Origin of the sequence: Streptomyces griseomycini, from assembly GCF_014203535.1 — a bacterium.
In the GTDB taxonomy this organism is placed as follows: domain Bacteria; phylum Actinomycetota; class Actinomycetes; order Streptomycetales; family Streptomycetaceae; genus Streptomyces; species Streptomyces griseomycini.
In genome coordinates, this window is the sequence record NZ_JACHJI010000003.1 from 485889 (window position 1) to 505951 (window position 20063).

Annotated in this window: 19 protein-coding genes; 15 read left to right on the forward strand and 4 right to left on the reverse strand. The window is 73.1% G+C overall.

Annotated elements, in window-relative coordinates; all coding sequences use genetic code 11:
- Nucleotides 1–49 precede the first annotated feature (49 nt).
- Entirely contained in the window at nucleotides 50–1405 is a 1356-nt protein-coding gene (locus FHS37_RS11065; RefSeq protein WP_184819590.1) for an aspartate aminotransferase family protein, read from the reverse strand.
- A gap of 167 nt (nucleotides 1406–1572) precedes the next feature.
- Between FHS37_RS11065 and FHS37_RS11070 the strand changes: the two genes are divergently transcribed.
- From FHS37_RS11070 to FHS37_RS11085, 4 genes are all read left to right on the forward strand, one after another.
- Complete coding sequence (locus FHS37_RS11070; protein WP_184819592.1) at nucleotides 1573–2187, forward strand: type 1 glutamine amidotransferase family protein; 615 nt, start codon at nucleotides 1573–1575, stop codon at nucleotides 2185–2187.
- Nucleotides 2184–2642, forward strand: a complete 459-nt coding sequence (locus tag FHS37_RS11075; protein ID WP_184819594.1) for a MarR family winged helix-turn-helix transcriptional regulator — start codon at nucleotides 2184–2186, stop codon at nucleotides 2640–2642. Before FHS37_RS11070 ends, FHS37_RS11075 begins: the two co-directional genes overlap by 4 nt.
- A 78-nt stretch (nucleotides 2643–2720) precedes the next feature.
- Nucleotides 2721–4631, forward strand: a complete 1911-nt coding sequence (locus FHS37_RS11080) for a serine/threonine-protein kinase (protein ID WP_184819596.1) — start codon at nucleotides 2721–2723, stop codon at nucleotides 4629–4631.
- A gap of 155 nt (nucleotides 4632–4786) precedes the next feature.
- Complete coding sequence (locus FHS37_RS11085) at nucleotides 4787–6331, forward strand: substrate-binding domain-containing protein (protein ID WP_184819598.1); 1545 nt, start codon at nucleotides 4787–4789, stop codon at nucleotides 6329–6331.
- A 13-nt stretch (nucleotides 6332–6344) separates the two neighbouring features.
- On the opposite strand, the gene FHS37_RS11090 is transcribed toward FHS37_RS11085, so the two are convergent.
- Nucleotides 6345–7091: an SLATT domain-containing protein gene (locus tag FHS37_RS11090; protein WP_184819600.1), complete on the reverse strand. Its 747-nt coding sequence runs from the start codon at nucleotides 7089–7091 to the stop codon at nucleotides 6345–6347.
- Between the two features lie 308 nt (nucleotides 7092–7399).
- Here FHS37_RS11090 and FHS37_RS11095 point away from each other — a divergent pair, with 308 nt between their 5' ends.
- The 3 genes from FHS37_RS11095 (at nucleotide 7400) to FHS37_RS11105 (ending at nucleotide 9064) form a co-directional block, all read left to right on the forward strand.
- A complete protein-coding gene (locus FHS37_RS11095) occupies nucleotides 7400–7741 on the forward strand; it encodes a YbaB/EbfC family nucleoid-associated protein (protein WP_184819602.1) in 342 nt (113 codons plus the stop codon).
- A 68-nt stretch (nucleotides 7742–7809) separates the two neighbouring features.
- A complete protein-coding gene (gene recR, locus FHS37_RS11100) occupies nucleotides 7810–8409 on the forward strand; it encodes a recombination mediator RecR (RefSeq protein ID WP_184819604.1) in 600 nt (199 codons plus the stop codon).
- A complete protein-coding gene (locus tag FHS37_RS11105; RefSeq protein WP_184819606.1) occupies nucleotides 8402–9064 on the forward strand; it encodes a DUF5063 domain-containing protein in 663 nt (220 codons plus the stop codon). Before recR ends, FHS37_RS11105 begins: the two co-directional genes overlap by 8 nt.
- Before the next feature lie 60 nt (nucleotides 9065–9124).
- Here FHS37_RS11105 and FHS37_RS11110 read toward each other — a convergent pair whose 3' ends face one another.
- Complete coding sequence (locus FHS37_RS11110; RefSeq protein WP_184819608.1) at nucleotides 9125–9553, reverse strand: hypothetical protein; 429 nt, start codon at nucleotides 9551–9553, stop codon at nucleotides 9125–9127.
- Nucleotides 9554–9632: 79 nt separating this feature from the next.
- On the opposite strand from FHS37_RS11110, the gene FHS37_RS11115 reads away from it, so the two are divergent.
- The 7 genes from FHS37_RS11115 (at nucleotide 9633) to FHS37_RS11145 (ending at nucleotide 16996) form a co-directional block, all read left to right on the forward strand.
- The gene (locus FHS37_RS11115; protein ID WP_311136963.1) at nucleotides 9633–10442 is read left to right on the forward strand and encodes a helix-turn-helix domain-containing protein; all 810 of its coding nucleotides are present in this window, start codon (nucleotides 9633–9635) and stop codon (nucleotides 10440–10442) included.
- Entirely contained in the window at nucleotides 10439–10624 is a 186-nt protein-coding gene (locus tag FHS37_RS11120) for a DUF397 domain-containing protein (RefSeq protein ID WP_184819610.1), read from the forward strand. Before FHS37_RS11115 ends, FHS37_RS11120 begins: the two co-directional genes overlap by 4 nt.
- Before the next feature lie 283 nt (nucleotides 10625–10907).
- A complete protein-coding gene (locus FHS37_RS11125; RefSeq protein ID WP_184820028.1) occupies nucleotides 10908–11936 on the forward strand; it encodes a hypothetical protein in 1029 nt (342 codons plus the stop codon).
- Nucleotides 11937–12249: 313 nt separating this feature from the next.
- The gene (locus FHS37_RS11130; protein ID WP_184819613.1) at nucleotides 12250–13527 is read left to right on the forward strand and encodes an aspartate kinase; all 1278 of its coding nucleotides are present in this window, start codon (nucleotides 12250–12252) and stop codon (nucleotides 13525–13527) included.
- Nucleotides 13527–14600, forward strand: coding sequence for an aspartate-semialdehyde dehydrogenase (locus FHS37_RS11135; RefSeq protein WP_184819615.1), 1074 nt, complete (start codon nucleotides 13527–13529; stop codon nucleotides 14598–14600). The genes FHS37_RS11130 and FHS37_RS11135 overlap by 1 nt, the downstream gene beginning before the upstream one ends.
- A gap of 387 nt (nucleotides 14601–14987) precedes the next feature.
- Nucleotides 14988–15659: a SigE family RNA polymerase sigma factor gene (locus FHS37_RS11140; protein ID WP_184819617.1), complete on the forward strand. Its 672-nt coding sequence runs from the start codon at nucleotides 14988–14990 to the stop codon at nucleotides 15657–15659.
- On the forward strand, nucleotides 15656–16996 hold the full coding sequence (locus FHS37_RS11145; protein WP_184819619.1) for a hypothetical protein: 1341 nt from the start codon (nucleotides 15656–15658) through the stop codon (nucleotides 16994–16996). The genes FHS37_RS11140 and FHS37_RS11145 overlap by 4 nt, the downstream gene beginning before the upstream one ends.
- Before the next feature lie 58 nt (nucleotides 16997–17054).
- Here FHS37_RS11145 and FHS37_RS11150 read toward each other — a convergent pair whose 3' ends face one another.
- Nucleotides 17055–17879 (reverse strand): SURF1 family protein, encoded by an 825-nt coding sequence (locus FHS37_RS11150; protein WP_184819621.1) that lies wholly within the window; start codon nucleotides 17877–17879, stop codon nucleotides 17055–17057.
- Between the two features lie 146 nt (nucleotides 17880–18025).
- On the opposite strand from FHS37_RS11150, the gene FHS37_RS11155 reads away from it, so the two are divergent.
- Nucleotides 18026–19873 carry a S9 family peptidase gene (locus tag FHS37_RS11155; RefSeq protein WP_184819623.1) on the forward strand — a complete coding sequence of 616 codons (1848 nt, stop codon included), beginning with the start codon at nucleotides 18026–18028 and terminating at the stop codon, nucleotides 19871–19873.
- Nucleotides 19874–20063 lie beyond the last annotated feature (190 nt).

Here is a 20063-nt window from a genome sequence, read left to right on the forward strand (position 1 = left end):
CGCCGCCGTGCGCCCGCCCGGCACCCGGTCACGCGGGCTCCCCGGACGGTTACCCGACGTAGCCGTCCGCCACCGACAGCGCCGCGTCCAGCACCGCCAGCCCCTCCTTCAGCTCGGCCTCGCTCGCGTTGCACGGCGGCACCACGTGCGTCCGGTTCATGTTCACGAAGGGCCAGACCCCGCCCTCCTTCGCGGCGGCGGCGAAGGCGGCCATCGGGGCGTTCGCCTCACCGGCCGCGTTGTACGGCACCAGCGGCTCCCGGGTCTCCCGGTCGCGCACCAGCTCCAGCGCCCAGAACATGCCGACCCCGCGCACGTCGCCGACGCAGGGGTGCCGCTCCGCCAGTTCCCGCAGGCCGGGGCCGACCACGGACTCGCCGAGCCGGGCGGCGTTCTCGACGACGCCCTCCTCGGCCATCACGTCGATCGTGGCGACGGCCGCCGCGCAGGCCAGCGGGTGCCCGGAGTACGTCAGGCCGCCCGGGTAGGGCCGCTTGCCGAACGTCTCGGCGATCGCGCCCGAGATGGCCACGCCGCCCAGCGGCACGTACCCGGAGTTCACGCCCTTGGCGAAGGTCATCAGGTCGGGCACCACGTCGTACAGGTCCGCCGCGAACCACTTGCCGGTCCGCCCGAACCCGGCCATGACCTCGTCCAGGACGAAGACGATCCCGTACGTGTCGCACAGCTCCCGCACGCCCGCCAGGTAACCGGCCGGCGGCGTCATGATGCCCGCGGTGCCCGGGATGGTCTCCAGGATGATCGCGGCGATGGTCGACGGCCCCTCGAAGGCGATCGTCGTCTCCAGGTGCTCCAGCGCCCGCGCGCACTCCTGCTCCTCGGTCTCGGCGTAGAAGCGGGAGCGGTACGGGAAGGGCGCCCAGAAGTGCACGACCCCGGCCGTGCCGCTGTCGGAGGCCCAGCGGCGCGGGTCGCCGGTGATGTTCACGGCCTGCTGGGTGCCGCCGTGGTACGAGCGGTAGGCGGAGAGCACCTTCGGCCGCCCGGTGTGCAGCCGGGCCATCCGCACGGCGTGCTCGACGGCGTCGGCGCCGCCGTTGGTGAAGAAGATCTTGTCCAGGTCGCCCGGCGTGCGCTCGGCGATCAGCCGCGCCGCCTCCGACCGCGCCTCCACGGCGAACGCGGGCGCGAACGTCGTCATCCGCGCCGCCTGCTCCTGGATCGCGGCGACGACCTTCGGGTGCTGGTAGCCGATGTTCGTGTAGACGAGGCCGCTGGTGAAGTCGAGGTAGCGCCGGCCGTCGTAGTCCCAGAAGTACGAGCCCTCCGCCCCGGCGACGGCGAGCGGGTCGATGAGCTCCTGCGCGGACCAGGAGTGGAACACATGCGCACGGTCGGCGGCCTTCACGGCGGCCCCGACCTCGGGGTTCGGCTGAGGGGTCATGCGCCCGAGGGTAGGTCCCGGCGGCGGGTGCGCGACATCGGCGGCCTGTCTGCGGTCGTCCGCTTTCCGCGACAGGTTGTCGACGGGGGAGACCCCGGAGGATTGACAGCATACTGCGTTGATGTCAGGATGCTGTCATCCAATCGTGTGCGACCCAGGGAGCGGTCATGACCCGCACGTCCCGCAAGCCCGTCCACCTCGCCGTCTACGACACCTTCGCCGACTGGGAGACCGGTCACACCACCGCGCACCTCGCGCGCGCCGGGTACGAGGTCCGCACCGTCGCCCTCGCCGGGGAGCCCGTCACCAGCATCGGCGGGCTGCGCGTCCTGCCCGACCTCGCGCTCGACGGCCTGCGGCCCGAGGACAGCGCGCTGCTGGTCCTCCCCGGGGCCGACCTCTGGGACGCCGGGGACGCGCTCGCGCCCTTCGCCCGCACCGCCCGGGCCTTCCTCGACGCCGGGGTGCCCGTCGCCGCGATCTGCGGGGCCACCGCCGGGCTCGCCCGCGAGGGGCTGCTCGACGAGCGCGCGCACACCGGTGCCGCCCCCTTCTACCTCGCCGCGACCGGCTACGCGGGCGCGGAGCGGTACGTCGAGGCCGACGCCGTCACCGACGGCCCGCTCGTCACCGCCGGGCCGACCGAACCCGTCGCCTTCGCCCGCGAGGTCTTCCGGCTGCTCGGCGCCTACGACGAGCCCGTCGTCGACGCCTGGTACCGGCTGTTCCACGACTCCGACGCACAGGCGTACGCCGAGCTCGAGAAGGCCCTGGCGCGGTGAGCCGGGAGCACCAGGACCTGCTCAGCCGCGGCGCGCTCGGGGTCTTCCGGCTCAACGGCCAGTTCCTCGCCGTCGCCGAGGAACTGGCCCGCCCCGCCGGGCTCACCGCCGCCTGGTGGCAGGTGCTCGGCGCGGTCCTCCCCGAACCCCTGCCCGTCTCCGGCATCGCGCGGACCATGGGCATCACCCGGCAGAGCGTGCAGCGCGTCGCCGACCTGCTGGTGGAGCGCGGCCTCGCCGAGTACCGGCCCAACCCGGCCCACCGCCGCGCCAAGCTCCTCGCGCCGACCGGGGAGGGGCGCGCGGCGGTCGACCGCATCGGCCCCGGTCACGCCGCCTTCGCCGAGCGGCTGGCCCTGGCGTACGGGGAGGACGAACTCGCCCGGGCGGTCCAGGTGCTCGAGCGCCTCTCCCGGGTGCTCGACGAGCTCGGCCCGCCTGTTACGGAACCGTAGACGACGCCCGGCTCGCCGGGCACCGGCCCCGCACTATCCTCGACCTGTTGCTCACTGCGGGGGGAAGGCGGCGCAACGATGGAGATGCTCGGACCGGGGGATCCGCAGAGCATTGGGGCGTACCGGCTGCTCGCGCGGCTCGGGGCCGGCGGCATGGGGCACGTCTACCTCGCCCGCTCCGACCGGGGACGCACCGTCGCCGTGAAGCTGGTGCGCGAGGAGCTGGCCCGGCAGGAGGAGTTCCGGGCGCGCTTCCGCCAGGAGGTGCGCGCCGCGCGGCAGGTCGGCGGCGACTGGACGGCGCCGGTGCTGGACGCGGACACCGAGGCGCCCGTGCCCTGGGTCGCCACCGGGTACGTGGCCGGGCCCAGCCTCCAGCAGGTGGTCGGGCACGACCACGGCGCGCTGCCCGAGCGTTCGGTCCGCATCCTCGCCGCCGGTCTCGCGCACGCCCTGAAGGACATCCACGCCGCGGGCATCGTCCACCGGGACCTCAAGCCGTCCAACGTGCTGGTCACCATCGACGGCCCCCGCGTCATCGACTTCGGCATCGCGCGGGCGCTGCAGACGGTGACCGACGGCGGGCTCACCCGCACCGGCGCGCTCGTCGGCTCGCCCGGCTTCATGGCGCCCGAGCAGGTGCGCGGCGACCGCGTCACCGCCGCCTGCGACGTCTTCTGCCTCGGCTCGGTGCTCGCCTACGCCGCCACCGGCGCGCTGCCCTTCGGCACCGCCGACAGCGGGGTGCACGCGCTGATGTTCCGCATCGCCCAGGAGGAACCCGACCTGGAACGGGTGCCCGAGGGCCTCGCCGACCTCGTGCGCGACTGCCTGGAGAAGGACCCCGCCGCGCGGCCCACGCTCGACCAGGTGCTGCAGCGCACCGGCGCGGAGGACACGGTCGTCGACGGCCGTTCCCGCGACCCCTGGCTGCCGGGCTCCCTGGTCGCCCAACTCGGCCGGCACGCGGTGCGGTTGCTGGACGCGGAGGACCCCCAGATCCCGTCGCGGCCCACGCCCACCGGGGTGGCGCAGCAGCCCCCGGCCGCCGCCGCGCGGCCGGGACCGGCCGGTCCCGCCCCCGCCGCCACCCCCGAACACGCCCCCGCCGCCGACGACTCCGCCGCGGCGCCCTCCGGCACCCCCGCCCCGCCCCCACCGGGCCGGCCGGGCGGCAGCCCGCCGCTCGACCACCTCCCCACCCTGGTCGCCGGCCGGAACACCCCCGGCCCGCCCCCGAGTCCGGCCCCGGGCACCCCGGCCGGGTACGGGCATCCCCAGCAGCACCCCCAGCCCCCCGCGTACGGCTACCCCCACCACGGCCACGGCGCCGGCCACACCCCGCCGTACGGACCGCCGCCCTTCGGCCCGAACCCGGCGTACGGACCGGCGTCCGCACCACGGAGGGACGGCCGTTCCACCGCACTGCTCGTGGTGATCGCGCTGGTCGTCGCGGTCGCCGCGGGCGGCACGGTGTACGCCCTGATGAGCGGCGGCGCCACCGGCGACCGCGCCGACGGCGACCCCACCACGCCCCCGCCGGCGAGCAGCGCGCCCCAGAACACCGGGCCCGCCGTCCCCGACACGGGGCAGCCGACCGGGACGGAGCCGCCGAGCACCCGGCCTCCGGCGGACGGGGCGATCCCGACGGCGTACCTGGGCAGCTGGTCCACCACCATCGACAACGCGAGCGGGCAGCACAGCCGCCGGCTGACCATCCGGCAGGGCGAGGTGGGCGACACGGTCATGTCCCTCGTCGCCGACGGACCCACCGGGAACGGCACCTACCACTGCGTCTTCGAGGCCAGGCTCTCCGCCGTCCCCGGATCCGGCGGCCGGCTGGAGATCGGCCCGTCCTCCGTGACGGCCGGTCAGCCGCGCAGCGCCTGCACCCCGGGCGCCGCCACCGAGATCACCCTGCTGTCCGACGGCTCCCTGCAGCGCGTGAACACCGGCAACGGCGAGCAGCTCACCTACGCGCGGGACTGACGCGGGCCGAGTCCCCTCCCCCGGGAGGCGGTTGAACGTTCGGCGAACGCCGGTGAACTTCGTCGGACGAACGCCGCGCGCCCCTCCGCGCGGCCGTACGGTGGCCACCCGGTCCAGCGGGCGGACGGCGGGCGGGCAGCGGCGGGGGCGGCGTGATGGAGTTGCTGAGCGCGGAGAACCTGGTGGCCGTGGCGACGGCGGTCCTCGGCATCGTCGCCTCGGCGGTGATGGTCTGGTACGAGCGCAGGGTGCCGCGCCGCAAGCGCATCGGCTACCGCGTGCAGCTGGACACGCCGATCGGCGACGACGGGCGGTCGCGCCGCACGAACCGCCGGGTGGGCTGGTTCGACACGGCGACGGGGATGACCCACGCCAGCATGGTGCTGCTGCGCATCGAGAACGACGGCTCGCAGAGCATCGCCCGCGACGACTACGAGAGCCCGGGGATCCACGGACTGACCGTGGAGTTCGGCCGGCGCACCGTCCTCGGGGTCGCGGTCACCCAGCCGTCGGAGACGAGCCACGTCCTCGACAACTTCACCGAGCGGCTCGGCTTCGGCTACCAGGGCAGCACCCTGAGCATCCCCCGCGTCCCGCTGAACCGGGGCGCCTACTACAAGCTGCTGGTGCTGCTCTCCGGCGGCCGGGTGGGCGACGACATCCAGGTCAGCGGCGACCTGAAGGACGGCGACGTCCACCGCAACCGCAGTGCCACCCCGGACGAGAAGGCCCCGCTGTTCAGCCGGGCCGCCCGGCTGATCACCATCACGCTCACGCTGTGCGTGGTCGCCCTGGCGGTGGTCGTCGTGGCCCGGGACGAGGACCCGGCCCCCATGGGCTGCGCGGGCGGCACCCTCACGCTCACCGGCTCCACCGCCTTCAGGCCCGTCCTGGACGAGGTGGCGGACAAGTACGAGCGGGAGTGCGCGGACGACGAGGTCCGCATCGAGGTGCGGACCCACGGATCGGCGGCGGGCATCCGCGCCCTGGTGACGGCCGGGACGGAGGCGGAGCGGGGTTCGCCGCCGGTGGTGGCCCTGTCGGACGGCCCGAAGCCGGGCGGACTGTCCGGGCTGCGCGAGAACCAGGTGGCGGTGTCGGTGTTCGCGCTCGTGGTGAACGAGGGGGTGGGAGTGCGGAACCTGTCGACGGCGGACGTGCGGCGGCTGTACCGCGGCGAGATCACGAACTGGCGCCAGCTCGGCGGCGCGGACCTCCCGGTCCACCTCGTCAGCCGGGACGCCAACTCGGGGACGCGACAGGTGCTCCAGCGCCGGGTGCTGGGCCGCGGCGAGATCGCCCACTCCTCGGTCGACTGCCTGCACAAGGACGACCCGACGGCGCCCGTCCTCCGCTGCGAGCTGGACTCGACGGAACTGGTGCTGAGGACCGTCGCCGACGTCCCCGGCGCGATCGGCTACAGCGAGCACGGCCGCGCCACCCGCGCGAAGGGACTGCGCCTGCTGCGACTCGACGGCGAACCCGCGTCCGTCGACGCCATCGAGGACGGCACGAGCTCCTACCCCTACCGGGAGATCGAGTACGCCTACACCTACGGACGGCCCCCGGCGGACTCGCTGGTGTCGAGCTTCCTGACCTACCTGACCCGCGGCAACGGCCAGGACGTGGTCCGCACCCACGGCCACCTGCCGTGCTGGAGCCCGAAGGGCATGGAACTGTGCGCGAGGACCGCGCCCTGACCCGTCGGGCTCCTCACCTCGGCTCGGGCGGACGCTGCCGCGGCATGTTCGGGCGGGCCGGCCCCGGCGGGGAGGGGAAGCGGCCGTGCGGGAGAGCGCCCTCCGCACGGCCCGCGCCCGCCACCGCCGCCTGGACGCCCAGCGGCACGCCCCCGGTGCGGAACTCCACCATCCACTCGGCCGTCTCGACCCGCACCAGCTCCGCCACGTCCTCCGAGAACCGCCGCAGCACCGACAGGCACCGCTCGGCCGCCTCGCTCGCCGTGCCCTCCGCCGGGCCCAGCACCTCGCGGACGCACTCCGAGGCCCAGTCGAACTGGAGGGCCTGCAGGCGCCGTTGCACGGCCTGCGCCGTCGCCACGTCCCGCATCCAGCCGGACGTCATCCCGAAGAACCGGTCCCCGGCCACGCAGGCCACCCCCAGCAGGAACGCCACGTACCCCCAGGGCGCGGCCCCGTCCGCCGCACCGGTCAGATCGAGCAGCGGCAACGCGGCCCCGGTCACCGCCCCCACCGCCGCCCCGGCCCGCAGCACCCGCGCGCACCGCCGCTTCCACATCCGCTCCGCGAGGTACCAGGCGGCCGTGTCCAGGGCCCCGCGCTCCACCCACCGGTACAGCTCGTCCAGCCGGGCCGCCGGCTCCCCCCAGTCCCCGAGCGGGAACACCCTCCCGCCCGGCTCGCCCGGCCGCAGCCCGGCCGCCCCCTCGCCCCGCCCGTCCTGAGGCCGACCCTCGGGCTGCATCTCCGGCTGACCCACCCGGTACTCCCTACTGACCCCTGCTGACCCCGACTGATCCCCGACTGAACCCAGGCCGTCCCCCGGTCGGCCACGTACCGTGTGCGAACTGTGACGCGCCGTGTCCACGCGCCGGACCCTTCCTACCTCCCAATGGGTGGCGGCGCCGGGGGTTCGCGCCTTTTTCCGCCCGGAAGAGGGCCTTGATCAGGTATAGGGCCCGCGCGGGACTCACTCGAAAGAGTGCCGGGGCGTCGGCCGCGCCGACCACGTAGGCTCGTGCCGAACGGGAAAACCCGCTACGGACCGACCGACCAAGGAGCTGAATCGTGATCCCCGGTGGTGGCCAGCCCAACATGCAGCAGCTGCTCCAGCAGGCCCAGAAGATGCAGCAGGACCTGGCGAAGGCGCAGGAGGAACTGGCCCGCACGGAGGTCGACGGCCAGGCGGGCGGCGGCCTGGTGAAGGCCACCGTCACCGGCTCCGGCGAACTGCGGGCCCTGAAGATCGACCCGAAGGCGGTGGACCCGGAGGACACCGAGACCCTCGCCGACCTGATCGTCGCGGCGGTCCAGGCGGCCAACGAGAACGCCCAGCACCTCCAGCAGCAGAAGCTCGGCCCGCTCGCCCAGGGACTGGGCGGCGGCGGGATCCCCGGCCTGCCTTTCTAGCCTTTCTAAGACGGCCCGCGGGCCTCTACCGTACGTACTGAAGGAACACCAGGAAGGACGGCAGTCCGTTGTACGAAGGCGTGGTCCAGGACCTCATCGACGAACTGGGGCGGCTGCCCGGCGTCGGTCCCAAGAGCGCGCAGCGGATCGCCTTCCACGTCCTCCAGGCGGAACCGGCCGACGTACGGCGTCTCGCGCACGCCCTCATGGAAGTGAAGGCGAAGGTCCGCTTCTGCGCGACCTGCGGCAACGTCGCGCAGGAGGAGCAGTGCGCCATCTGCCGCGACGCCCGTCGCGACCCCGCGGTGATCTGTGTCGTGGAGGAACCCAAGGACGTCGTGGCCATCGAGCGGACCCGGGAGTTCCGGGGCCGCTACCACGTCCTGGGCGGCGCGATCAGCCCCATCGACGGCGTCGGCCCCGACGACCTGCGCATCAGGGAGCTCCTGGCCCGGCTGGCCGACGGAACGGTCACCGAGCTCATCCTGGCCACGGACCCCAATCTCGAAGGCGAGGCCACGGCGACGTACCTCGCCCGCATGATCAAGCCCATGGGCCTGAAGGTCACCCGCCTGGCCAGCGGCCTCCCGGTGGGCGGCGACCTGGAATACGCGGACGAGGTCACCCTCGGCCGCGCCTTCGAGGGGAGACGACTCCTAGATGTCTGACGCCACGCTGCACGCGACGCACCAGAACCCCGACGACTTCGCGGTCCAGATCGCCGATCAGATCGAGAGCTTCCTGGTCGCGGTCACGGAGGTGGCGAAGGGAGACGAGCCGGACTCGGCGGTCCCCTTCCTCCTCCTGGAGGTCTCCCAGCTGCTGCTGGCCGGCGGCCGCCTGGGCGCCCACGAGGACATCGTCCCCGACGAGCGCTACGAGCCCGACCCGGGCCCGGAGCCCGACGTGGACGAACTCCGCGAGAACCTCGCCCGCATGCTGGAGCCGATCGACGTCTACTCCGAGGTCTTCGACCCCTACGAGCCCCGCAAGGCCCCCGTCCCGGCCCGCATCTCCGACGACCTCACCGACGTCATCACCGACCTGCGCCACGGCATGGTCCACTACAAGGCCGGCCGCACCACGGAGGCCCTGTGGTGGTGGCAGTTCTCCTACTTCTCCAACTGGGGCTCGACGGCGTCCGCCACCCTGCGCGCGTTGCAGTCGGTCGTGGCGCACGTGAGGCTGAACCAGCCGCTGGCCGAACTCGACGGCCTCGACACCGACGACCAGGGCATGGGCGACGACACCCTGGAGTTCGAGGCGGGCCAGGTCATGGCGGAGGAACTCGGGGAGTCGCTGGGGATGCGCCCGGTCACGTGACGGACCGAGCGGCTCCGGTCCGCTCCGGCGGGCGCGGACCGACCGGCTCGGCCCCTCTCCTCATCCGCCCGCAGGGGTGACCCCGCGCCCGAGCACCCGTGCCAGGGCCTCGGGCACGACGTGGGGTGCGGTGGGCGTCGGTTCGCTGTACCAGCGCAGCGGCCAGGTGTTGCCGTCGAGGGCGGGGACGCCGACGTAGGCGACCGTGAGGTCGCCCCGGCCGCCGAACCGCTGTGTCCCGGGCGGCCAGTCGTACCGCCGTACGGCTCCCGGCGGGAGCAGGAAGTACACCCAGCGGCCCCGGGCACGCGACGCCTCGCACACGATCGGACCCGCGTCCTCGTCCGTCGCCTCGATCAGGTGGTCGGCGACCAGCTCCCCGTGCAGGCCCTCGATCCGTACGGCGTCGAAGTGCACGCCGGCGACGTGCAGCCGGTGACCGAGGAGGGGGACCCAGGCGGGGCGGTGAATTGCACTCGTCATGGTCACACGATGGCGTCCGTGCCCCTACGCTCAGTAGTGACCGTGTGGATACACGCCGTGGTGTACCAGTCGGAGGTGCGTGCCCGTGTCCGGCAGCAACAACTCCCAGCCGCCCGTCGCCTGGCGCTACAGCGGCAACCAGATGAAGCGCTGGCGCACGAAGGCGAACATCAGCCGCGAACAGCTCGCCGAGGCCGCCAACTACTCGCCGGACACCATCAAGTCGATGGAGCAGGGGGTGCGCATGCCGACCCCGCGCGTGCTCGACGTCGCCGACGAACTGTGCCGCGCCGAGGGGCTGTTGAGCGCGGCGAAGGACTACCTGCAGCGGGAGAAGTTCCCGGCGCGGGCACAGGACTTCATGGAGCGGGAGAGGGAGGCGATCAGCCGCTGGTCGTACGAGGCCACGCTGGTTTCGGGTCTGTTGCAGACGGAGGCGTACGCGCGGACTCTGATCGAGAACCGCTACCCGCCTCTGGACGAGGAGCTTGTGGAGCAGCGGATCGCCGCCCGCATGGAACGGCAGTCCATCCTTACGAAGCGCAAGCCGCCGGTTGGGCTGAGCTTCGTCCTCTATGAGGCAGTCCTGCGCAGCCCGCAGGTGGATGCCGAGCAACTGCACCGCCTGCTGGAGGTGGCGAGTCTGCGGAACGTCGCCTTGCAGGTGCTCCCGTTCGAACGGGCCGTTCCCGCGGCTCTCATGGGGCCGATGGTGTTGTTGGAGACGCAGGCGCACGAGCGATTCGCCTTCACGGAAGGGCCGTTCGCGAGCGAGTTGTCGGCCGATCCAGGGGTTGTCAACCGTGTGACCGAGCGGCTTAGCATGATCCGCACGCAGGCTCTCAGCCCGGCTGAGTCGGCCCGCTTCATCGAGGGGATGGTGGATCGGCAATGAACGACCGGCTGACGTGGTTCAAGTCGAGCTACAGCGACGACGAGGGCGGCGATTGTGTCGAGGTCGCCGTGAACGGTGCCGTCCACGTCCGCGACTCCAAGACCGTCCCCTCGGGTCCCGAACTCCGCATCGCGACGTCCGCCTGGAGGGCGTTCGTTTCCGCAGTTCAGCCCGGAGCTTGAGCCCCGGGATCCGAGCTCTTCCCCTGGGTTCTCCGGTTTGGTTGAAATACCCGACCAACCAAGCTTGAACGTGAGTTGAGACGGCGTACCCCGTAAGGGTGACGTTGCGTGAGCGGCTTGCGTCGCTGTGTGAAGCGGCTCTAGGTTCGCGGCAAACGAGCACATGAGTCGGCCCCGGCGGTGCGCCAACACCAACTCCGGGGCCTGACCTACGGATCGAAGAAGAGGTTCGACCGTGGCTTACGCCCACCCTAGTCCCGCCCTGCCGTCCCCGTCCCACCCGATGGCCAATTCGGGCTACGGGAAGCGCCCCGCAGGTGACGAGGACCCGCACGCGGACGCGGACTTCGCACACCTGCTCCCGCGCGACGCCGAGGTCGCCGTCTTCATCGACCACCTCGACACCGGCCACGCGATGGGCCACAAGGTGCTCGCGGCGGAGCACCCGCGCTACGGCCAGCAGGCGATGCGCACCTCGCTGACCCGGATCACCGAGGCCGGCCACCTGCGCTGGATCAAGGAGCACATCACCGTCGAGGACAACACCATGCGGTGGGTCACGCGCACGTACTGGTCGCGTACCCGCAGGTCGGCGGAGTGGTGGGCGCGGTTCGCGCGGGAGCGGCACGGCAAGGACGTGACCCGGGACCACCTGCCGGGCCTGGCCCGGGTCGAGGAGCAGCCGGCCGCCGCGGAGGCCCCCGCCGAGCGGCCTGCCGTGCCGGACGCGCCCGAGCCCGAGCCGGAGAGCGCCGCGTACCGCGCCCTCAGCCGCCTGCGCACCGCCGACGTCCGGATGCCGCTCACCGAGAGCGACTGCCGCTCCCTCGCGCCCCTCGCCGAGGAGTGGCTGTCCCGCGGGGCGGCCCCCGAGGACATCACCCGAGCCCTGACCGAGGGGCTCCCGCCCACTGTCAGCAACCCGGGCGGACTCGCCCGCCGACGACTGGAGTCGAAGATGCCTCCGCAGAAGAGGGAACCGCGCGCGAGAGTGACCCGCGCGATCATGGCGTGCGCCACCTGTGACCAGGACGAACGCACGGTGAAGATCGACCGGGGCATCTGTGAGGACTGCCGCAGGGAGAACGAGGCCAACCCGGTGTCCGACGAGGACATCGTCAAGGGCTTCGAGGAGATCGCCCACCTGGGCACCGCGTCGGCGTACTTCCTGAGGAAGAAGCTGGAGCGGAGCACGGGCGGCCCCGTGCCCGACACCTTCCGCTCCGTCCCCATCGAGGACCGCGTCTTCTACCACTACCGCGACAACCGCGACCGCATCGCGAACGGCCTCCCGCCGAGGCGCTGGAAGTGAGCGTGCGGGGGATGCCGGCCGGGGCACCATGGTGCCGAGGAGGCGACGCCACGACCCCCACGGCCGAGCACCGGCCGCAGAGGTCCGTCGAGGAGTTCGAGGAGCTCGCCGGCTGAGCACGCGTGTGACGCAGGTCGCTTTTCCGAGTGGTACGCGCCCGGATGGGCATGAGCCCCCCTGCACGAGCGCCGGGGAATCTCACCATGCGGTATCACCGAGGGGATTTTCGGACGCTCGATAGACTGACAGCCGACCGCGGCCTGCACACATGTGTACGGACCGTGGAAAACGACGGACTGAGCGAGGAGCGCACGTGGGCCTTGTCGTGCAGAAGTACGGAGGCTCCTCCGTAGCCGATGCCGAGGGCATCAAGCGCGTCGCCAAGCGGATCGTGGAAGCCAAGAAGAACGGCCACCAGGTGGTCGCCGTGGTTTCCGCGATGGGCGACACGACGGACGAGCTGATCGATCTCGCCGAGCAGGTTTCCCCGATCCCTGCCGGGCGCGAGCTCGACATGCTGCTGACCGCCGGAGAGCGGATCTCCATGGCCCTGCTGGCCATGGCGATCAAGAACCTGGGCCACAACGCCCAGAGCTTCACCGGCAGCCAGGCAGGTGTCATCACCGACTCGGTCCACAACAAAGCCCGCATCATCGATGTCACGCCGGGCCGGATCAAGGCCTCGGTGGACGAGGGCAACATCGCCATCGTCGCCGGTTTCCAGGGCGTCAGCCAGGACACCAAGGACATCACCACGCTCGGCCGCGGCGGCTCCGACACCACCGCCGTCGCCCTCGCCGCCGCGCTCGACGCCGAGGTGTGCGAGATCTACACGGACGTCGACGGTGTCTTCACCGCCGACCCGCGCGTGGTGAAGAAGGCCCGGAAGATCGACTGGATCTCGTTCGAGGACATGCTCGAACTGGCGGCCTCCGGGTCCAAGGTGCTGCTCCACCGCTGTGTGGAGTACGCCCGCCGGTACAACATCCCGATCCACGTCCGTTCGTCCTTCAGCGGACTGCGGGGCACGTGGGTCAGCAGCGAGCCGATTCAGCAAGGGGACAAGCAGGTGGAGCAGGCTCTCATCTCCGGTGTCGCGCACGACACCTCCGAGGCCAAGGTCACGGTCGTCGGTGTGCCGGACAAGCCGGGCGAGGCGGCCTCGATCTTCCGCGCGATCGCCGACGCCGAGATCAACATCGACATGGTCGTGCAGAACGTGTCCGCCGCCTCCACCGGCCTGACGGACATCTCCTTCACCCTGCCCAAGGCCGAGGGCCGCAAGGCCATCGACGCCCTGGAGAAGGCGAAGTCCGCCATCGGCTTCGACTCCCTGCGCTACGACGACCAGATCGGCAAGATCTCCCTGGTCGGCGCCGGCATGAAGACCAACCCGGGCGTCACGGCCGACTTCTTCACGGCGCTCAGCGACGCCGGGGTGAACATCGAGCTGATCTCGACCTCCGAGATCCGCATCTCGGTCGTCACCCGCAAGGACGACGTGCCGGAGGCCGTCCGCGCCGTGCACTCCGCCTTCGGACTGGACTCCGACAGCGACGAGGCCGTCGTCTACGGAGGCACCGGCCGCTGATGTCCGGGACCGAGCGACCCGGGCGCTCCGGGCGGCCGACGCTCGCGGTCGTGGGAGCGACCGGGGCCGTCGGCACGGTCATGCTCCAGATCCTGTCCCAGCGGGCGGACGTCTGGGGCGAGATCCGACTGGTCGCCTCCCCGCGCTCGGCCGGCCGCAAGCTGGCCGTGCGCGGTGAGGAGGTCGAGGTCGTGGCGCTCACCGAGGAGGCCCTCGACGGGGTCGACGTCGCGATGTTCGACGTCCCCGACGAGGTCGCCGAGCAGTGGGCGCCCGTCGCCGCCGCGCGGGGCGCGGTGGTGGTCGACAACTCCGGCGCGTTCCGCATGGACCCGGAGGTGCCGCTCGTCGTCCCCGAGGTCAACCCGCACGCCGTGCGGATGCGGTCGCGCGGGATCGTCGCCAACCCGAACTGCACCACCCTGTCGATGATCGTCACGCTGGGCGCGCTGCACGCCGAGTTCGGCCTGCGCGAGCTGGTCGTCTCCTCGTACCAGGCGGTCAGCGGCGCCGGTCACGCGGGCGTGCGGACGCTGCGCGAGCAGCTGGCCCTGGTCGCCGGCACGGAGCTGGGGACCAGCCCCGGCGACGTACGGCGGGCCGTGGGGGACAACACCGGGCCGTTCCCGGAGCCGGTCGCGCTGAACGTCGTGCCGTGGGCCGGTTCGCTGCGGGAGGACGGCTGGTCGTCGGAGGAGATGAAGGTCCGGGACGAGACCCGGAAGATCCTCGGCCTGCCCGCACTGCCCGTGGCGGTCACCTGCGTGCGCGTCCCGGTGGTCACCGCGCACTCGCTCACCGTGCACGCCCGCTTCGAGGGCGAGGTCACCGTCGACGAGGCCCGCGAGATCCTCGCCACGGCACCCGGCGTCGTCCTGTTCGACGATCCGGCCGCCGGGGAGTTCCCCACCCCCGCCGATGTCGTCGGCACCGACCCGACCTGGGTCGGGCGGGTTCGGCGGGCCCTGGACGACCCCACGGCGCTGGAGCTCTTCGTGTGCGGGGACAACCTGCGCAAGGGAGCCGCGCTCAACAGCGCGCAGATCGCCGAGCTGGTGGCGGCCGGCTCGTGAGAAATCCTGGATCACGCATGATTCGTTTGTAGGATCTCTGGAAGTCCGGTGGGCCGGGTTCTTGGTCCGGACCACTTGAATCGGCCTGCCCGGCAGTCAAGGATTCATCTCCCCGCCCCCGCAACCGAGCGGAAGGCGGGGAGCGTCTTTGCGGTCACCCCCTTCGGGGCGTGGGGGCGCGTTCTTCCAGGCGTGGGGACGCCTGGTACCGGGCGTGGGGACGCCCGTTCACATGGAACACAGGGGAAGAGCGGGACGCATGAGGGCATTGGATGTGCGGTCGGTGGTGCTGCCTGACACGGGCGGCCGACCGGTGGCGGCACCGGTCGGCGCAAAAGCGACGCCCGACGCGTACAACCCTTACGGGAGGAAGCGCGTCCAACTGGCGTGGCTGAGGTACTCGACATCACAGCGCCGCGTGGCAGGGCCCTACGGCCTCCCCGCCAGGCCCTCCGACCCCGCATGCCCGGCGCGTCCGGCGGCATGCCGGTGATCGCGCCCATGCCCGCAGCGCGCCCCGCCCGCATACCCGGTCAGCGTGACGGCGCCGACGACGTCGTGGCGGCCGGCACCACCGTCGACCACCTCACCGAGACCTACCGCGCGCACTACCGTTCGCTGCTGGGCCTCGCGGCGCTCCTGCTCGACGACACCGCCTCCTGCGAGGACGTCGTGCAGGAGGCCTTCATCCGTGTGCACTCCGCACGCAAACGCGTCCGTGACCCCGAGAAGACCCTGGCGTACCTGCGGCAGACGGTCGTCAACCTCTCCCGCTCCGCGCTGCGCCGCCGCATCCTCGGCCTGAAGCTGCTGTCCAAGCCCATGCCCGACATGGCGAGCGCGGAGGAGGGTGCCTACGACCAGCTGGAGCGCGACTCCCTCATCAAGGCGATGAAGGGGCTGCAGCGCCGCCAGCGCGAGGTGCTGGTGCTGCGGTACTTCGCGGACATGACCGAGGCGCAGGTCGCCGAGACGCTCGGCATCTCGCTGGGCTCGGTGAAGGCGTACGGCTCGCGCGGCATCGCGGCGCTGCGGCTGGCCATGGAGGCGTCGGCATGAGCGACGGCAAGGACGCGCGGCGCGAGGAGCGCGAACCGGAGGGCACGCGCCCGTCGGCCGACGCCCGCGAGCCGGAGAGCCCGCCCGCGCCCGAACCCGAAGGCGTACGGGAACCCGGGGGCGCGGACGGGCCCGGGGGCGCGGACGGGCACGAGGAGGCGCCCGAGTCCGACGACCCGCACGGGCCCGGACCCGTGCCGCCGGAGGCGCCGACGTGGCTGCGCGGGCTCGGGGAGCCGCACGGACGAGAACCGAAGCAGCCGAAGCAATCGCACGCTGGGAACGGAACTGTGAATCACGGCCCCGACGACCAGGGCCCCGAGGGGCTCGACTCGGACGAGCTGGCACTGCGCACGATGCTGCACCAGGCGGTGCGGGAGGTGGAGCCGAGCGACGGCACGCTGGACTACCTGCGCCGGGCGGTCCCCGCCCGGCGGGCCCGCAAGCGGCAGGCCCTCGTCGGCGTGGCGGCCGCCGCGCTCTTCCTCGGCACCGCCGTCCCCGCCGCCGTCCACGTCTCGGGCTCGGCCGGCTCCGACGCCAACCCGTCCGCCATCGGCCACGCCTCGGAGGCGCAGGGCGGCACCGGCGACGGCAAGGGCCCGGGCGGCGGCGAGACCACCGCGGGCGGCACCTCGGACCGGGTCGCGGGGACCGGCGGGAGCGGCAAGAAGGACGAGGACGAGGGCGGCGCGACCACCGGCGCCGGCGAGGGCGCGACCGAGGGGGCCGACCCCTCGGCCGGCACCGAGGCCGGCGTGTCCGCCTGCACCGCCGCCCAGCTCGGCTCAGCGGTCCCGAGCAGCGCCGCCCCCGACTCCACGGGCGCGGTCTACGGCTCCTTCCGGATCACCAACGTCTCCGCCGAGAGCTGTACCGTCGACGGTCCCGGCAGCGTGAGCGCGACGCCGGCGGGCGCGGCCGACACCGCCAAGGTGACCTCGGCCCGGCACGTGGCGGGCGACGCGGCGGCCGGTCTGCCCGACCCCTCCACGGAGGCGACGAGCCTGGTGCTCAAGCCGGGGGAGGCGTACGAGGTGAAGTTCGCCTGGGTCCCCTCCGAGCCCTGCCCCACCACGGGCGGCGGTACGGGCGGCGGCGGCACCGGCGGTCCCTCGCCCGACCCGTCGCCCACCGAGAGCCCGACCACGACGAGCGGCGCGTCCACCGGTACCGAGACCGGGATGTCCACGCAGCTGCTCACGGAGGACGGCCCGGCCGACGGCAGCGTGACGGTGACGTACACGACGGCCACGGGCTCGGGCACGGGCGCCGTGACGGTGAGCAACGCCTGCGCGGGCACGGTCTACTGGACGGGCCTGCTGTCGGCGATGTGACACCGGGGGGTGCCGCGGCCCCCGTCGCCTCCGGCCCCGTCCCCGGGCCGGCCCGGCGTCACACCCTGGACGGACTCGACGGTTCCGACGCCGACGCCGGCTCCTGCCCCTGTCCCTGCTCCTCGTCCGGGACCAGGCCGAGTTCCGCGTCGCGGGCGAACTCCAGCTCGCGGCGCAGGAGGCGGAACCACATGAAGATCACGAAGCCCACGAAGGCGAACCACTCGGCGGTGTAGCCGAGGTTCTGGAACGCCTTCAGGTCGAGGCCCGTCCCGCCCGGCGCGGACGCGGGCACCGCCTTCATCCCGGAGTCCCCCCGGTTGAGCGTGACCCAGGCGTCGTACACCTCGTACGGCACCAGGTTCACCAGCGAGGCCGCGCTGATCGCCGCGGTCTGGCCGTCCGGCAGCCCGCCGCGGGCGCTGACGCCGTTGCTGCCCGGCGTCTCGGACGCCTGGAGCGCGCCGGTGACGGTGACCTCGCCGGCGGGCACCGGGGGCGCCTTCGCCGGGTCGGGGTCGCCGGGGAGCCAGCCCCGGACGACGGGCAGCGCCCTGCCGCTGTCGGTGCGCAGCAGCGTCAGGACGTAGTGGCCGTGCTCGCCGTCCAGCGTCCGGTCGGGCACGAGCAGCTGCTCGTCGTACCGGCCGGTCGCGGTGGTCTGCTTGCCGGAGGTCGCCTTGGTCACCGGCAGCAGCCGGTCCAGCGGCCTGGGCGCCTCCCGCTTGTCCGAGGCGACCCGCGCCTCGGCGTCGCGGTGGTTGTCCACCCGGTCCTCGAACCGGCCGAGCTGCCACGACCCCATGAAGATGCAGAAGGGGATGGCGAGCAGCACGAAGACGTTGATCCCCCACCAGCGGGGCGTCAGCAGGAACCGGTACACGCTCCCCACGGTACGGTGCTCCCGGCCGTCACCGGCCCGCGGGGTCGGCGCGCCGCTGGAAGATCCGGTGGAAGATCCGGGGGAGGTTGTCCACAGGCTGGGGGCCTCGGCGGCGCGATGTCCGTCGGGACGGGCAGTATGGGGCCATGACTGAGAGCAACGGGTCCGACGCGCCGGACCGGCCGGACCAGACCGAGCGAGTGGTGGAGCAGGGCGGGGACATGCCCGACTGGGAGAAGCGCTTCCGGGCGCCCCGGGTGTCCCTGCCCGACTGGGCGGAGGACGCTCCCGACCGCTCCCTGTTCGTGTCGAACGCGACGGGGACGTACGAGCTGTACGCCTGGGACCGGTCGACGGGCGAGCAGCGCCAGGTGACGGACCGGCCCAACGGCACGACGGACGGCGTGCTCTCGCCGGACGGCGAGTGGATCTGGTGGTTCGACGACAAGGACGGCGACGAGTTCGGCGTCTGGCGCCGCCAGCGCTTCTCCGGCGGCGAGGACGACCTCGCGGCGCCGGGTCTGGACCCCTCGTACCCGGCGGGTCTCGCGCTGGGCCGGGACGGCCGCACGGCGGTCGTGGGCCGCTCCACGGACGAGGACGGCACGACCGTCCACCTGGTCCGCACCGGCGAGCCGCCCGTGGAGATCTACCGCCACCGCGAGTCGGCGGGCGTCGGCGACCTCTCCCACGACGGTGCGCTGATCGCCGTGGAGCACACCGAGCACGGGGACGCGATGCACTCCGCGCTGCGGGTGCTGCGCCCCGACGGCACGACGGTCGCCGAGCTCGACGACACCAAGGGCGGCACCGAGGAGCTGGGCCTGGAGGTGCTGGGCTTCGCCCCGGTCGCGGGCGACACCCGGCTGCTCGTCGGTCACCAGCGGCGCGGCCGCTGGGAGCCGATGGTGTGGGACGTGGCGACCGGGGAGGAGACGGACCTCGACCTGGAGCTGCCCGGCGACGTGAGCGCCGAGTGGTACCCGGACGGCACCGGCCTGCTCATCGCGCACGGCTTCGAGGCCCGCGGCGAACTGTTCCGCTACGACCTGGCCGAGCGCCGGCTGGTGAAGATCCCCACCCCGCGCGGCGCGGTCTCGGGCGCGACGGCCCGCCCCGACGGCAGCGTGGAGTACCTGTGGTCGTCGGCGGCCGAACCGCCCGTGGTCCGTTCCACGGCGGGCGGCGTCGTCCTCGACCCGCCCGGGATGAAGTCGCCCGGCTCGGTCCCGGTGGAGGACGTGTGGGTGGAGGGTCCCGGCGGCCGCATCCACGCCCTCGTGCAGAAGCCGGCGGGCGCGGCCGGTCCGCTCCCGACGGTCTTCGACATCCACGGCGGTCCCACCTGGCACGACAGCGACTCCTTCGCGGCGGGCCCGGCGGCCTGGGTCGACCACGGCTACGCGGTGGTCCGCGTCAACTACCGCGGCTCCACGGGCTACGGCCGTGCCTGGACCGACGCCCTGAAGCACCGGGTGGGCCTGATCGAGCTGGAGGACATCGCGGCGGTGCGGGAGTGGGCGATCGAGTCCGGTCTCGCCGACCCCGACCGGCTGATCCTCACCGGCGGCTCCTGGGGCGGTTACCTCACCCTCCTCGGCCTCGGCACCCAGCCCGACGCGTGGGCGCTGGGCATCGCGGCGGTCCCGGTCGCCGACTACGTCACGGCGTACCACGACGAGATGGAGGCGCTGAAGGCCATGGACCGCACCCTGCTGGGCGGCACCCCGGAGGAGGTGCCCGAGCGCTTCGCGGCGTCCTCCCCGATCACCTACGTCGACCAGGTCAAGGCCCCGGTGTACATCTCGGCCGGCGTCAACGACCCGCGCTGTCCCATCCGCCAGATCGAGAACTACGTCCGGCGCCTCCAGGACCGCGGCGCGGTCCACGAGGTCTACCGCTACGACGCCGGACACGGCTCCCTGGTGGTGGACGAGCGCATCAAGCAGGTACGCCTGGAACTGGACTTCGCCCAGCGGCACCTCGGCCGGTAACGGCGCCCGCGTCCCGGCGGGGAGAGGGCCGGGCTTCGGAGGTCCACGGGGCGAGCCGCGCGGGGGTCCGGGGCGGAGCGCCCGGTGGGGTCGAGGGGGGGGCGGAGCCCCCGGGGGAAAGGGAACGGGCAAGGGCGGCGGGGGCGATCCACACCACCCCGGCCCGTCCGGCTCGCCTCGGTCCGCTCGG

Coding starts and splice junctions, on each gene's coding strand:
- FHS37_RS11155 (WP_184819623.1), top strand. CDS start 18,026: ATGACTGAGAGCAACGGGTCCGACGCGCCGGACCGGCCGGACCAGACC.
- FHS37_RS11120 (WP_184819610.1), top strand. CDS start 10,439: ATGAACGACCGGCTGACGTGGTTCAAGTCGAGCTACAGCGACGACGAG.
- FHS37_RS11105 (WP_184819606.1), top strand. CDS start 8,402: ATGTCTGACGCCACGCTGCACGCGACGCACCAGAACCCCGACGACTTC.
- FHS37_RS11065 (WP_184819590.1), bottom strand. CDS start 1,405: ATGACCCCTCAGCCGAACCCCGAGGTCGGGGCCGCCGTGAAGGCCGCC.
- FHS37_RS11145 (WP_184819619.1), top strand. CDS start 15,656: ATGAGCGACGGCAAGGACGCGCGGCGCGAGGAGCGCGAACCGGAGGGC.
- FHS37_RS11080 (WP_184819596.1), top strand. CDS start 2,721: ATGGAGATGCTCGGACCGGGGGATCCGCAGAGCATTGGGGCGTACCGG.
- FHS37_RS11135 (WP_184819615.1), top strand. CDS start 13,527: ATGTCCGGGACCGAGCGACCCGGGCGCTCCGGGCGGCCGACGCTCGCG.
- FHS37_RS11085 (WP_184819598.1), top strand. CDS start 4,787: ATGGAGTTGCTGAGCGCGGAGAACCTGGTGGCCGTGGCGACGGCGGTC.
- FHS37_RS11125 (WP_184820028.1), top strand. CDS start 10,908: ATGGCCAATTCGGGCTACGGGAAGCGCCCCGCAGGTGACGAGGACCCG.
- FHS37_RS11070 (WP_184819592.1), top strand. CDS start 1,573: ATGACCCGCACGTCCCGCAAGCCCGTCCACCTCGCCGTCTACGACACC.